The 14,217-nt window shown below is 49.0% G+C and carries 10 protein-coding genes; 8 read left to right on the forward strand and 2 right to left on the reverse strand.

The features are described 5' to 3' along the window. Positions 1-23: 23 nt before the first annotated feature. Positions 24-1,055, forward strand: coding sequence for an energy transducer TonB (locus Q0X64_RS07355; protein ID WP_297810684.1), 1,032 nt, complete (start codon positions 24-26; stop codon positions 1,053-1,055). A 498-nt stretch (positions 1,056-1,553) separates the two neighbouring features. On the opposite strand, the gene Q0X64_RS07360 is transcribed toward Q0X64_RS07355, so the two are convergent. Beyond that, a complete protein-coding gene (locus Q0X64_RS07360; RefSeq protein ID WP_297810686.1) occupies positions 1,554-2,960 on the reverse strand; it encodes a TonB-dependent receptor in 1,407 nt (468 codons plus the stop codon). A gap of 238 nt (positions 2,961-3,198) precedes the next feature. Here Q0X64_RS07360 and Q0X64_RS07365 point away from each other — a divergent pair, with 238 nt between their 5' ends. The 3 genes from Q0X64_RS07365 to Q0X64_RS07375 all read left to right on the forward strand — a co-directional run bounded on the left by Q0X64_RS07365 (position 3,199) and on the right by Q0X64_RS07375 (position 9,599). Then, positions 3,199-6,552: a PAS domain S-box protein gene (locus Q0X64_RS07365; RefSeq protein WP_297810689.1), complete on the forward strand. Its 3,354-nt coding sequence runs from the start codon at positions 3,199-3,201 to the stop codon at positions 6,550-6,552. Continuing rightward, positions 6,553-7,548 (forward strand): HD domain-containing phosphohydrolase, encoded by a 996-nt coding sequence (locus Q0X64_RS07370; protein ID WP_297810692.1) that lies wholly within the window; start codon positions 6,553-6,555, stop codon positions 7,546-7,548. A gap of 128 nt (positions 7,549-7,676) precedes the next feature. Then, positions 7,677-9,599: a Cache 3/Cache 2 fusion domain-containing protein gene (locus Q0X64_RS07375; RefSeq protein ID WP_297810695.1), complete on the forward strand. Its 1,923-nt coding sequence runs from the start codon at positions 7,677-7,679 to the stop codon at positions 9,597-9,599. A 49-nt stretch (positions 9,600-9,648) separates the two neighbouring features. Here Q0X64_RS07375 and Q0X64_RS07380 read toward each other — a convergent pair whose 3' ends face one another. After that, positions 9,649-11,268 carry an ATP-binding protein gene (locus Q0X64_RS07380; protein WP_297810698.1) on the reverse strand — a complete coding sequence of 540 codons (1,620 nt, stop codon included), beginning with the start codon at positions 11,266-11,268 and terminating at the stop codon, positions 9,649-9,651. A 226-nt stretch (positions 11,269-11,494) separates the two neighbouring features. On the opposite strand from Q0X64_RS07380, the gene Q0X64_RS07385 reads away from it, so the two are divergent. The 4 genes from Q0X64_RS07385 (at position 11,495) to Q0X64_RS07400 (ending at position 14,118) form a co-directional block, all read left to right on the forward strand. Continuing rightward, positions 11,495-12,679 carry an MFS transporter gene (locus tag Q0X64_RS07385; protein ID WP_297810701.1) on the forward strand — a complete coding sequence of 395 codons (1,185 nt, stop codon included), beginning with the start codon at positions 11,495-11,497 and terminating at the stop codon, positions 12,677-12,679. A gap of 59 nt (positions 12,680-12,738) precedes the next feature. Then, complete coding sequence (locus tag Q0X64_RS07390; protein ID WP_297810704.1) at positions 12,739-13,164, forward strand: VOC family protein; 426 nt, start codon at positions 12,739-12,741, stop codon at positions 13,162-13,164. 76 nt (positions 13,165-13,240) lie between these two features. After that, entirely contained in the window at positions 13,241-13,558 is a 318-nt protein-coding gene (locus Q0X64_RS07395) for an HPF/RaiA family ribosome-associated protein (protein WP_297810707.1), read from the forward strand. A 110-nt stretch (positions 13,559-13,668) separates the two neighbouring features. After that, the gene (locus Q0X64_RS07400) at positions 13,669-14,118 is read left to right on the forward strand and encodes a hypothetical protein (RefSeq protein WP_297810710.1); all 450 of its coding nucleotides are present in this window, start codon (positions 13,669-13,671) and stop codon (positions 14,116-14,118) included. Positions 14,119-14,217: the final 99 nt, after the last annotated feature.

Raw genomic sequence — 14,217 nt, forward strand, 5'->3', positions numbered from 1 at the left:
GAATTTTCACAGGATGTGATTTGATGTCAGCAATGGTTTTGGACTTATCCTCATCGGCTGAGATTAATTCCGAACGGCTGTGGCCCGGCTTAATGCTGGCACTGTTGATTCATTTGCTGGTGATAGTGGCCTTTGTGCCTTCCATGCAATCGGCACCACCGGCAGCGCCTACGAAAATTGTGGTGTCAGTGAATCAGCTACAGCCCGAACCCGAACCGGAACCAGATCCCGAACCGATGCCGGAACCTGAGCCGCCCGCGCCGGTGCCGGAAGTCATGAAGCCCAAACCGATTGATAACAAGCCGTTGCTGACAGCCAAAAACGAGGTGCAGAAACCCGATCAGATCTTGGTGCCGGAGCAGGTGGAACAAGTCGAACCCGAAGGCGAGCCGGAATTGGTACCGGTGCCTGAAGTTGAAAAACCGAAACAACCCGAGCCGGAAAAAAAGCCGGAACCGAAACCAGAACCCAGGCCTGATCCTAAGCCAATACCAAAGCCGGACCCCAAGCCTAAGCCTGAACCAAAACCGGCACCCAAGCCGGAACCGCTGAAAGAACAGGTAGTGCCCAAATCGGTAGAAGCGCCGCCTGCCACTGAGATTGTCGAGGATGAAACCGCGCCGGAACAGACCGTGACCGAGAATAGCGCCGAGACAACAGCCGAAGTTACGAACCCCAATGCCACCAGTGCCAGCACCAACGGCAAAGACACGGCGTCAAGCAATGAGTGGAACGTCAGCACCGGCGAGGTGGATCGCAATGCGGCCTGGAAAGGCTATGGTCAATTGCTGTATGCGATGGTGTCGAAGAACAAGGAATATCCGCAGCTGGCGATCCGTCGTAACCTGGAAGGCATCGTGCTGGTCAACGTGCAGTTTGAGAAAGGCGAGCTGGTAGAGATTAAAATCGTCAATCCGGGTAGTGGCCATCAAGTTCTGGACAGAGCAGCAAGAAAGATGCTGGAAAAAGCTGTCAGAGCCATACCTGTTCGTGGTGATCTAGTCGGCAAATCATTTTCTGTTGTGGTTCCGGTCGATTTTAGGCTTAGAGGATAACTGAAATGTGGCCCGCGTTGCCGGTTGCAGCAATGATGTAGGCAGAGTCGGCCTTTTTGAGGGCATCGTCACCAATTGTGCTTGATACTGCCCAAAAGCTTTTATATTGAGAAGCGGGGAATGAGTCATGTCATTGCGAACGCAGTGAAGCAATCCAGTCCCCAATTGAGCTATCAGGGTAAAACCGATCAAACAGCGCGAGCTTGAATAAAGCACTGGATTGGACTGCCACGTCGCTATCGCTCCTCGCCGTGACGGTTAGCCACCGTCATTGCGAACGCAGTGAAGCAATCCAGTCTCCCCAATTGAGCTATCAGCGATATCCGATCGAACAGCCCGAGCCTGAAAAAACGCACTGGACTAGACTGCCGCGTCGCTATCGCTCCTCGCAGTGACGGTTAGCCCCCTCATTGCGAACGCAGTGAAGCAATCCAGTCCCAGTGCTTAATAATCGTCAATCCGATAAACGAACCATCCCAGAACAGTCAATTCAGCCCCTTAGCCTTCATAACCAAACAGTTTCTGGCTTTTAATTTTGTCAGCCACAACTTCGGGCACAAGTCTCTCCCAGCCGGGCTTGTTATCGGTGATCATCTTCAGTACATCCGGTGAGAAAATATGCAGGTAGTCTTCGTTGAACTCTTCAATTTGTTCAATCAAATGATCGCCCTGGTTGAGATAGCGGTAGAGATACTTCTGTTTATCATCGACCAGCAGGTTATCAACCCGGTATAAGGTGCCCGTGTCGGCATCTTTGTAGGGGTAAATATAGAGTTTGACGTTGTGCTTGAACAGCCGGCCAAAGCCTTCCAGAATACCACCGTTAAGTGCGGTGTAATACTTGGCCTCGAACAAATCTACCAGGCTGTGAGCGCCCATGATGAGGCCGATACGGCGGTTGGTGTAGCGTGATAAATACGTTGCCAGTCGGTGATATTCCGGATAATCGGAAATCATCACGGTATGACCGGTGGCTTCCAGCACATCGGCGCGGCTGATGAAGTCTTCCAGGTCGATACCGTTCTCGTCACTATGCAGGTTGTGCATGGTGATTTCCATGATGGAGATGGTTTCTTCCGGCGCCGAATCATCTTCAGCCTCAAACTGTTTCCTGGCGGCGTTGAGCATGTCGATATTGACATGGGTGACCGGGCGGAAGCGACCACGTTCAACCAGCACATTTTTCTTGCGCAGGTGTTCGGAGGGCTGCAGCACTTTGCCGTCGGCAGAAAACATGGCGGCATCACTCAGTCCTAACTGCACCAGCCGCAGGCTGATAACGCGGTTATCGACATGCAGGAAGGCATCACCCTTGAGTTCAGCCATATCAACTTCAATGCGGTCGGTGCTGAGGTTGTCCAGCAGCGATTTCACCAGCAGATCGGGGCTATGACTCAGGTGAAACGCGCCATAAATCAGATTGACGCCAATAATGCCCAGCGCTTCCTGTTGCAGCGCATTTTCATTATCCAGCATGCGAACATGGATAATGATTTCGCTAGGCGCGGCATGAGGCTCAGTCTGGAAACGAATGCCGAGCCAGCCGTGACATTCATTAGTGCCATGATAGTTCCGCGCCGACACCGTGTCGGCAAAAGCGAAAAAGGCGGTTTCATTGCCGCGTTGCTCGTTGAGTCGCTCCAGGTTGAGCTCATATTCGATATCCAGCATATCTTCCAGCCGCTCCCGACAGACGTAGCGGGGCGCTTTGCCGTAGATATCATCACTGACTTTCATGTCATACGCGGAGATACTCTTGGCAATCGTGCCGGCAGCGCCGCCAACGCGGAAAAACCAGCGTACTACCTCTTGGCCAGCACCGATTTCTGCAAAGGAACCGTAACGAACGGCATCAAGATTCACTTCAAGTGCCTTGGCACCGGGCGATAAAACTTTGTTTTCCATAACGCTCTCTGATTAAGAGTTAACAAGAAAATTCGATTGTACCGACTTAGGACTGCATCTGTAATGGAGCTATGGCAATATGCTGATTTTGAGTATGCCTGTGTGTTGAACAAAATACTCAATTTACTGGAAGTTCTGACGTTAACTGCCGACGAGATGTATTGAAAACAGTCGTTGATCTGAACCAACCGTTCTGCATTTCAATAGCCTATGAGACAAAATCAAGAGTAGATACCCAATGAATTGGTTGGACAGCTTTTTTATCACTTCACAAGATCCGGTCAGCGAGATAAGGGGCACTTATAATTTCACCCTGGTTGCCTTATCAATAGTTATAGCAGTAGTGGCATCATTCATTGCATTGCTGTTTGCATCAATGACCAAGCATATCCTTATCAGGCGGCATCAACATCTTGCGGTGATTATCGGCTCTGCGATGATGGCTGGTGGTGTCTGGAGTATGCACTTTGTGGGGATGCTGGCCTATGATGTGGGGACGCACGTTGGCTACGACACCACCCTGACTTTTCTTTCTATCCTGCCCAGTCTGCTCGCTTCCTACATCACCTTGCGGATGTTGCAGAAGTCACGCTTAAGGCTCTGGCAACTAATACTCGGTAGTGTTTATGTGGGGGCCGGTATTGGCATCATGCATTACACAGGCATGGCAGCGATGGAAATGCAGCTTGATTTGCAATACTTGCCCGGGTGGTTTGCTGCCTCGATTATTGTGGCTGTTATGCTTGCCTTTGTCGCGCTGTCAGTGCGTTATTACCTCTCACAATTCTGGCAAGCTTTGTCAGATAACACTATCAACGCCATCAGCGCTGTGATCATGGGCTTTGCCATCGCCGGTATGCACTATACGGGCATGGCCGCAGCCTATTTCGTAGTAGATGGCAATAGTGTTGTCACTCAGACGCCAGGTCACGATCAGTCACAGCTATCCTATATTGTCGCCTTTACGGCCTTATTGATTTCAGTCCTCTCCGCCGCCATTGCGTCACAGTTGCGTTATCGACAACTCCTCCTTGAAAAATCGAGTAACGAAACACGTCTACAAACGATGATGGACACTGCTGTGGATGGTGTCATGACAATAGATACAAGAGGGGTCGTCCAGGATTTCAACACATCAGCCAGTGACATTTTCGGATGGCAGCCAGCTGAAATTGTAGGGCAGTCTTTCTTTAAATTGGTGCCTGAAGAGGCGATTGACGAATATCAGGCGTACCTATCCAGCTTTAACCAAACCGGCATAACCCAGATTAGCGGTAATGCCAGAGAAGTCTTTGCCAAGCATAAAGACGGGCATCATTTTCCTATCCGTCTGGCGGTGGGTCATATTCAGTCTGAAGAGATTGGTTCGATGTTTGTGGGCTTTGTCACTGACATCACAGAGCGCTGGGAAATGCAGAACAAACTTCGTAAAAGCGAAGAACAATACAGTTCCCTGGTGAAAAATATTCCCGGTGCCAGCTTCCGCTGTTTGTTGGATGACTACTGGACAGCGATATTAGTCAGTGAGGGCATCACTGAGCTATGCGGCTGGCAGCCGGAAGACTTCTATCAGCAGCGCATTCAGTTCTCGGATCTGATCCATCCGGAAGATGTGGAAAAAACTGATAAAGCGGTTGCCACAGCACTGGAGAACAAAAATACCTACACGGTTGAGTTTCGTTTCAAACATCGTGATGGCTACTTCATCTGGGTGCTTGAAAACGGGTCCATTATTTGGGACGACGACAAACCAGCCTGGATAGATGGTCTCATACTGGATATCAGCGAGAGGGTCGAAATGGAGGAAAACCTCAGACTGGCCAAGGAGGAAGCCGAACTCTCAGCAGAGAGTAAGGCAAGGTTCCTCGCCAATATGAGTCATGAAATCCGTACGCCAATGAATGCTGTTATTGGCTTCACGGATATTCTTATAGATGCCGAAGACATCACAGACAAAAACAGAAAACATCTGAAAACGATCAGTCAATCTGCACGATCTCTGCTCCATCTGCTCAATGATGTGCTGGACAGCGCCAAGCTGGAAAAAGATAAGTTAGAGCTTGATGAGTCTGCATTTTATGTGACTCGACTCGTAGACTCGGTGATATCCACATTATGGATCCAAGCCAAAAATAAAGGGCTGAATCTGACCTTTGATATCGCCGATGACATCCAGACCTTATACATGGGTGATGAAAACAGACTCCGTCAGGTGTTGATTAACCTGATGGGTAATGCCATCAAGTTTACTGAAAAAGGTGAGGTCACGCTCACGTTGTCTGTGAGTGATAAGCAGCACATCCGATTCAGCATCAAAGACACCGGCATTGGCATGGACAATGCCACCCTGGAAAACGTGTTTGAGCCATTCTCGCAAGCCGATTCTTCAATGAGCCGACGCTTTGGTGGCACGGGGCTGGGTACAACCATAGCCAAACAACTGGTTGAACTTATGGGCGGGGAGTTACACGCCAACAGTGAACTCGGGGTAGGCAGCACCTTCTTCTTTGATTTGCCTTTGAAAAAAGCCGACAAGGTTATTGATACGCCGACAGAACAGAGTGTCAGTCAAATACCACCCAAAAAAATATTGATAGCTGATGATATTGAGCAGAACCTCACCTTGCTTAAATTGCTTCTGGAAAAACAACAGCATGAAGTCATCACTGCTGACAACGGTGAACAAGCCTTGAACCTGTTCAGGGATGAAAAGCCCGACATCATCCTGATGGATTTGCAAATGCCGGTTATGGATGGCTTTGTTGCTACGCAATTAATCCGTGATCTGGAAGCCGAAGAGGGGCTGACACCCACACCGATTCTGGCACTCACAGCAAGTGTGTTGTCGGAAGATCGTGTAGAAGCCAAATCAGCAGGCATGAATGGCTTTGCACACAAACCTGTCGACATCCACGCGCTGACTAATGAAATGGCCAGAGTGCTGGGCCTGACAGTAGAGAGTGATCCGAATGTTTCTATTACAAACCAAACTTCCGATATACCGGGTAGTCAGATAAACCTGAAACAGGGCATAGAACTGTGGGGTGATGAGCACAGCTACATACAGCAACTGGTGAAGTTTTTAGATCAACACGCTGATGTCTCCGAAAACCTCTCAAATCTGTCAAAAGAGGCCGATTTTGAAGCGCTCGGCAAGCTCATACACAGGCTAAAGGGATTATCAGGAAATTTGAGCCTGCTCCATGTGTACCAGCACGCAGTCAATCTGGAGCAAAACGTGTCTGGTAGAAACTCAGCCGAGATTGATAATGAAATCAGAGCTTTATCTACTGCCATGGTCGAGCTGGAAAAGGAAGTGACGAGTCTGGCGCAATCGCCTGATTCAAATGCGCGAACCAGGAATGAGCATAATCAGTTAAATAAAACCGATGCCATCGCCCTGATTGAACAACTCACTGAAATGGCTGATCTGGGCGAATTGGATGAAGAAAAGATGGAGCGCCTGACTGATGGGATTGACGCTCAACATCACAGCCTGGCGCTGGATGTAAGAATGGCGATGGATGATTTTGACTTTGCAGCTGCAAAAACACATTTGGGCCGTATCAAAGAACAACTGACAAGTAATTAAATGATGACACTCAGAAATGAATTCACGCCACGCATATTGATTGTGGATGACGAGCCAACCAATCTGCGGGTTTTAAGACAAATTCTGCAAAATGACTACAGACTGTCATTTTCCCGCTCTGGTCAGGGTGCACTTGAGCTGGTCGAGAAAGAACGTCCCGATTTGATTTTGCTGGATATCATGATGCCTGAAATGACTGGCCTGGAAGTGTGTGAGCGATTGAAAGCCAATCCAGCATTCGCCCACATCCCGGTGATTTTCGTCACAGCACTGCAAGATGCTGTCGATGAGGCCTATGGTTTTGAAATAGGTGCTGTCGATTACATCGTCAAGCCGGTTGTGCCGTCAACTGTACAGGCAAGGGTTAAAACACATATTTCATTGGTGCGCGCTGAAGAGTTGCATGAAACGCACATTGACTTGATCCAGCGTCTGGGTCGGGCTGCAGAGTACAAAGACAATGAAACCGGTCTGCACGTACAGCGGATGAGTCATTACGCGAGAATTATTGCGCTGGCGTATGGGTTTGATGAAGCAGCCGCCAATGAACTGATGATGGCAGCTCCGATGCATGATATTGGCAAAATCGGCATCGCTGACAGCATTTTGCTTAAACCCGGAAAGTTAACAGAAACAGAATTTGATGAGATGAAAACTCACACGCTCATCGGGGCTGAAATTCTCGCTCATTCCCGATCCAGATTGATTCAACTTGCGCATTCAGTGGCTTTAAGTCATCACGAGAAGTGGGATGGCTCGGGATATCCAAACGGACTGCAGGGTGAAGACATCCCAATTGAGGGGCGTATTGTGGCTATTGCAGATATTTTTGATGCACTGACCAGTGAACGACCCTACAAAAAAGCGTGGACTGTTGAAGAGTCAGTGGATTTCATCAAATCCCAAAGCGGTAAACATATCGATCCGTCATTACCCCCCCTATTGGAGCAAAAGCTGCCGGAGATATTAGCCATCAAGGCGCAACTATCAGAATGATCAGCCTGTGTGTTGAGGGCTCACTTCAGGCTGGCAGATGCCATGATAATTAAAGTACAGGACATAAGTGCCGCTATCAGTATTAGATAAGAGCGAGACTAAAGTCTCCCACGATAAGAGAGAGCTCCGTGTCTATACAAAAGAAATTTCTCCTGGCCCTTGCTGTCAGCATCCTTCTCGTCACGGTGGTTATCGTGATGTCTCTCACCTACTCAGAAAATAAAGCACTATATGAACGTGTGGCGAAGCAGGCTGAGCAGGTATCAAACTCTACCTCGAAAATGCTTGTGGTTATCGACAAGCTGATGCTGGACCAGGTGAACAGCAGCATGCGTAATATCCTCGAGGTGATTGATAAGACCGGTGCCGTCTCTCAACCAGGGATAGCTTATATTGATGGTAAGGCAGTGACTGATATTCGTTTCGGCACGCAAAACCAAGCCCTCAATTACAGTTTAGTCGATTACGTTACCAGGTTGAACGGTGGCACAGCGACAATTTTTAGCCTCCACAACGATGACTTTGTCCGCGTCAGTACCAATGTCAAGAAGACGGGCAAAAGAGCGATCGGTACTATTTTGGATCCAGATGGCGCTGCCATCAAAAACATCCGCGAAGGCAAAGCTTTCTATGGCGTAGTGGATATTCTCGGTGCGCCCTATTTCACAGGCTATGAGCCGTTAAAAAACGCTAATGGCAAAGTGGTCGGTATTGCGTATGTCGGCTACAAGGTGAACATGGAAGAGCTGAATACTGTCATCGCAGAAACCAGTCTGCTGGAGCAGGGTTTTGTTGCTTTGATAGATGCAAAGCAGCAGATTCGACAGCACTCGGCGCATCAGACTGCATCAAAAATTGATGCGGTACTGAAAGCACCCGGCGATGAATGGTTGGTAGAAAGGCATTCATTTGAGCCATGGAATTACAATATTGTCGTGGCCTACTCGCAAGCCGATATCACCGCATTGTTATGGAAAAAAGCCAGCCTTTATTTTGTGGTGGCTATTGTTTTGGGCACATTGCTGACAGGGCTTGTCTTCTTCCTGCTTCAGCGAGTGGTCGTGAGCCGATTACAGCAAACCACACAGGCATTGCTATCCATCACACAAGGTGAGGGGGATTTAACCCAGCGCTTTAACTCAGATAGCCAGGATGAGTTTGGGCAAATGTCGCAAGGCTTCGATAACTTGCTGGAGCGAGTCAGACAAACCATCGTTAGTGTAGAAGCCAAGTCCAAAGATTTGGTTAGCGCTGCTGCGTCGCTCAACACCATCGCTCAGAATTCCGATCACCTGAGTAGTGAGCAAGCTGAACAAACTGAACAGGCCGCGACCGCGGTTAACGAAATGAGCGCGACTTCACAGAGTGTGGCAGAAAGCACTATGGCAGGCGAAGAAGCATCCAATCAGGTACAGACTCAAGCGTCTGAAGCAAGCCAGTTTCTGAAAGAGATGGCACAAACGCTCAAATCTCAGGCAGAAGATATAAAGGCTTCGGAAAGTACCTTAGTCTCATTGAAAGCCGCGAGCTCTGATATTGGTCAGGTCTCTGAAGTTATACACAATATTGCAGAGCAAACGAATTTGTTGTCGCTCAATGCTGCCATTGAAGCGGCAAGAGCAGGGGAGTCGGGTAGAGGTTTTGCGGTAGTTGCCGATGAAGTGAGAACTTTGGCTGGCAGAACGCAGAACTCTACTGGAGAAATTGAAAAGCTGATTCAGCGTTTACATGATGATGTTGATAACGTCTCTAAATCCATGTTGATGCAAATGGATTACGCCAATAAGAATGTTGAGTCCAGTGCCACGGCCATCAAATCAATTGAGGGCGTACTGACATCAGCTGATAAGATTCACTCTCTCAACACGGAAATTGCCAGTGCCGCCGAAGAGCAAAGTGCTGTATCCGAAGAAGTCAGCCGCAACGTGACTCATATCAAGGATAACGCTCAAAAGAGTGCATCCTATGCGCAAGACACATTCAAAGCCAGTCAGGCCTTGCAGGAACTGGCAGTGTCGATTCGCGAGTTACTGTCCAAGTTTAAAACTTAACTTGTAGTAATCTGCTAGCAAAACGGGGGGGGACAAATAGCAACCCCATCTAGATTGCGGTTTCGGATATTTTAATGGCCCGGAACATCGCACATTGGCGGAACAGTTCAATATCCGGCTCAGTGTTATCTTTATGAGCGACGCGCAACACCAGCCGCAGCAACATTTTCATATCGCGCGGGCTGATTTGTTCAAAGGTGGCCAGCAGCTTATCCAGCAAATCGTCGCTTAACTCGAACTCATATTGTCTGGCAAACACCCGCCAGATCCGAGCCGCATTTTCCGGTGTGGGGATTTCATATTCAATAATGGCCGCGCAGCGAGAGATAATCGCTTCATCAATATCAGAAGGCCGGTTGGTGGTCATAAACAAGAGGCCGTTGAAATACTCCATCGTCCTTAAAAACTCGGCCACGATAGCGTTCTGTTCAATGTTGTCACTACGGGGCACGATAAACACATCGGCCTCGTCCAGCAGTAAGACACAATTCCAGCGCTCGGCACGGGAGAAAATAATTCTGAGGTTTTCTTCAATATCCTTGGCATTGGTGCCCAACGAACCGGAATGCAGCAGGTATAAGGGCCGCTCGATCAGCTCGGAATAAATCTCGGCGGTCAGGGTTTTCCCGACGCCTGGTACGCCTTTACACAAAATTACATTGCCCGCGGTTTTACCCTCAATAATATCGCCGCTGAACACATCCACATTGGTGGTTAATACATCCAGCAGATCATGGTGGGTTTTGGGCAGGATCAGTTTGTCTTTCAGGGTTTTATCGTATTGATAATGGCTGAGATAATCCGAGTGGATCCATAAAAAAGCATGCGTTTTCAGGTTAAACACCCGCAGCAGCGACCATTCAGGCAGCGGCAAAACGTTGTCTTCACCATCAGCCAGCACCGATTCTCTTAACTGGGAATAAGTTTTGACGTCGCTGGCCGGCATATCATGAATGACCTTGACATCGATTGCCGAACCGTCTGCATTGATTTGTTCTTTGCTGGTATAGATGGGCCCCCGGGCAATAAACTGCTCGGAAAACTGATCGCGAATCTCACGGCAGTAGCGGGCGTAACTGGCTTCGTATTCGGCTTTCAGTTGCGGCGTTTCTTTATAAACGTGCTTGAGTTCCAGCGCCTCATTGATACGTTTCTTATTGACGTCGCCGGGATGAAAAGCAATGTAATCATGCTCAAAGCCGTAATAGCCCTTCTTCAGGTTTGGCGACAGATGACAGACATGCACCACCATCGACTCTTCGGCATGGGCGGTGGCCGGTTTGTATGTGAAATCCGTGACCAGCGCCGGATAAAACTTGCCATCGGCTTTTTTGAAATACAGCCAGCCATCAATCAGCTTGTGTTTGAGGTAGGCTTCCAGCGTTGACGAAAAGGCCTTGAAGTTGGGAATAGGGGCATCGAACTCACCGTCACGGGCCAGCAGAATGGCTTCTACAGCGCTTTTTGACTTTATGTCAGCCAGCTTCTCAGCAACCCGCGCCATATCCTGCAGTGCATCCAGAGATAATTGCCGGGGCTCGATTTCCATTTCCGTGGTTTTGACAAAGCCCTGGCTGACTTCCTCTTCCCGAGCCACACGCTCACGATAGGGATTTAACTCGCTGTGCTGCGTCGCTTTGATGAAGTCGTGAGAAACAATAAATGACACGTGAAGACCTGCTCAAAAATTAAAATGGACTGATGCTGATTAAAGTAAGTTCAGCTTAGCGGCTTGCGTAGCTGACGTCACCCCTGACGGAGAGCAGATATCTGATTCAACCAATCAAGCTCGCCGTTACAAATCATCACCTTCAACAGCGTTGGCTAACAGAGATAAGCAAGCCCTGACAGCACAGCTATGTTAAATTGCCCGCCTTTTACTAAAACCTGAGCCCATGACTTCAACCTACTCCGTACCCTCATATTCGCTGCCCCTGGTTATCTTTGCCCTTGCAATCGGCGGTTTTTGTATTGGCACCACGGAATTTGTGGCGATGGGCCTGATTCAGGAAATCGCCGCAGATTTATCGGTATCGATTCCCTCAGCCGGGCATTTCATTACCGCTTATGCATTGGGTGTGACGGTCGGCGCGCCGGTACTGGCGATTCTGGGGGCCAAGTTACCGCGTAAAAGTCTGTTACTGGGTTTAATGCTGTTTTATGGGGTCGCTAATGCCTTTACCGCTTTGGCTAACAGCCCGGAAACCATGCTATTGAGCCGCTTTATTGCCGGTTTGCCGCATGGCGCTTATTTTGGGATTGCGTCGTTAGTGGCGGCTGATCTGGCTGGGCAGCATCGTCGGGCTACCGCGATTGCACAGGTGATGATGGGGCTGACCATTGCCAATGTGGTTGGTGTGCCGTTTGCCACCTGGCTGGGGCAAACATTTGGCTGGCGCGCCGGGTTTGAGTTTTCGGCGATGATTGCTCTGATTACCATCTTGGCTATCAGCTTTTGCGTGCCGCGCATCAAACCGCATGCTTCGGCCAGTATCCGTAAGGAAATGGCGGGCTTTAAAAACATCAATATGTGGCTGACCCTGGCTATCGGTGCCATTGGCTTTGGCGGCATGTTTTCGGTTTACAGCTATGCTTCGCCGATATTGACCGAATACACCGGCGCCAGTATCAAAGTGGTGCCTGTTGCCTTGGCTGTGTTCGGTAGCGGTATGGTGATTGGCGGCCTGGTGGCAGGCTGGTTAGCCGACAAGCACCTGAATAAAACTATCGTCGCGGTGTTAGTCAGTTCGTCTTTTGCTTTCATTATTGCCGCACTGAGTATGACGCAGGTATACAGTGCCATCGCAGCCTTGTTTCTGATTGGCTTTACCGTGACCGGTCTGGCGGGCGTGTTGCAGATCCGGCTTATCGATGTCGCAGGGGAGGCACAGGCCCTGGCAGCCTCGCTCAATCATTCGGCATTCAACATCGCTAATGCATTGGGTGCATTTTTAGGCGGCTTTGTGATCAGTCAGCAACTGGGCTGGACCGCACCTGTCTGGGTGGGGCTGGTGCTGAGTTTGTCGGGGCTGGCTATTTTCCGACTGGCACTGACTGTCGAAGCACGAAAGACAGGCTGAATTAATCCTTGCCATAGCTGTCACAGCAGAGACAACCCAGAAACAAAAAAGGAAAGTTTATGGCAGCAAAAGGTATTCACCATATCGGTATTACGGTTAACGACTGGAACAAGTCAGCACCGTTTTACCATGCACTCGCCAAAGCGCTGGGTGCCAAACCCCTCATCGAAAACCAGGGCGCACCACATCGGCGAGATGACGGTCAGGTGATTATTTTCGCCGGCGATGATTTCATGTTCTCGGTTTGGGAAGCCTTCACCGAGAACCAGTCCAACACCTTCAAAGACTATAACGTCGGTTTACATCATTTCGCATTTCACGCTGGCTCGCGTGATGACGTCGACAGCCTCTACGAACAAATGAAAGCCCTGGGCTGCGAGATCGTGGATGCGCCACAGGAATATGATTATGTGCCCGGTTATTACGCGGTGTTTTTCCGTGACCCTGAAGGCATTCGTATTGAATACGCTTATGTACCCGCTTAGATTTTAATAGTGATTAAAATAGAAAATTGAGCTTATTATTTCGATTTGACTGAAACAAAAACCAAACGGAGATGTTATGCAGATACAGGTAAATACTGACCACAATATTTCCAGCGCAGAGACTTTGGCGGAGTCCATTCGAGAGGAACTCCAGCAACGGCTCAAACGCTTCGATGAGCATGTGACTAGGCTGGAAGTTCACTTAAGCGACCGAAACAGTGACAAGCGTGGTGGCGGTGATGATATTCGCTGTCTTATCGAAGCCCGGCTGGAAGGGCATCAGCCCAATGTGGTCAGTCATGATGCTGCCAACGTCAAACAGGCGTTAACAGGTGCGGAACAGAAAATGATTCGCGTGCTGGATAAAATCATTGAGCAGCAACGAAATCATTAATCCGCACTTGAGAAAACCGGGGTATTCCAATTTTGGTTCCCCGGTTTTTTTGCCTGACGCGAAAATCGGCCCTGGTGACATCAGACTGAATAACAGCAAAGGTGAGGAAAATGCGTTATCTCAAAATTACAGCCGTTATTGCATTGCTGACCTGGCTTCAGGTCGCTGTTGCACAGCCGACCAACGAACAAATGCTGGGGACATGGTATGCGATTGACTATGCTACAAATAATGAAACCACTAAGACTTTGGTTAAGCGGATGGAAGACCAAACCTATCAGTCAATATCAGTGACCTGTAACGGCACCCAGCTATCATGGCTGGAAAAAGAAACGGGTACATGGGAGCTGAATCAGAATTCGCTTATTCACACGCCTGAAAGCTATCAGGATTATAACGGCACCAAACGCCTTGGGCCGGATCCAACCATCATCTATACCGATGTATCCATGGATAAAAAGGCACTCAGCTACAAGAACGACAGGCAGACCGTTCTCAGCTTTAAGCCCGTCGATGAATTTTTCAGTCTGGGTTGCCGAAAGATGCGCACCATAAACTGACGCAGAAACTTTCCTGCCGCAAGACTAAACCCAACTCAGCAATCATAAAAAACCCGGCCAGGAGCCGGGTTCTTCATTTATGCTGTTTTCAGATACGAT

This window comes from uncultured Methylophaga sp. (genome assembly GCF_947259025.1).
Lineage (GTDB): Bacteria > Pseudomonadota > Gammaproteobacteria > Nitrosococcales > Methylophagaceae > Methylophaga.

Bases quoted from the DNA above. Each gene is read 5' to 3' on its own strand.
- Q0X64_RS07355 (WP_297810684.1), top strand. From the start codon at position 24: ATGTCAGCAATGGTTTTGGACTTATCCTCATCGGCTGAGATTAATTCC.
- Q0X64_RS07360 (WP_297810686.1), bottom strand. From the start codon at position 2,960: ATGGAAAACAAAGTTTTATCGCCCGGTGCCAAGGCACTTGAAGTGAAT.
- Q0X64_RS07365 (WP_297810689.1), top strand. From the start codon at position 3,199: ATGAATTGGTTGGACAGCTTTTTTATCACTTCACAAGATCCGGTCAGC.
- Q0X64_RS07370 (WP_297810692.1), top strand. From the start codon at position 6,553: ATGATGACACTCAGAAATGAATTCACGCCACGCATATTGATTGTGGAT.
- Q0X64_RS07385 (WP_297810701.1), top strand. From the start codon at position 11,495: ATGACTTCAACCTACTCCGTACCCTCATATTCGCTGCCCCTGGTTATC.
- Q0X64_RS07390 (WP_297810704.1), top strand. From the start codon at position 12,739: ATGGCAGCAAAAGGTATTCACCATATCGGTATTACGGTTAACGACTGG.
- Q0X64_RS07395 (WP_297810707.1), top strand. From the start codon at position 13,241: ATGCAGATACAGGTAAATACTGACCACAATATTTCCAGCGCAGAGACT.
- Q0X64_RS07400 (WP_297810710.1), top strand. From the start codon at position 13,669: ATGCGTTATCTCAAAATTACAGCCGTTATTGCATTGCTGACCTGGCTT.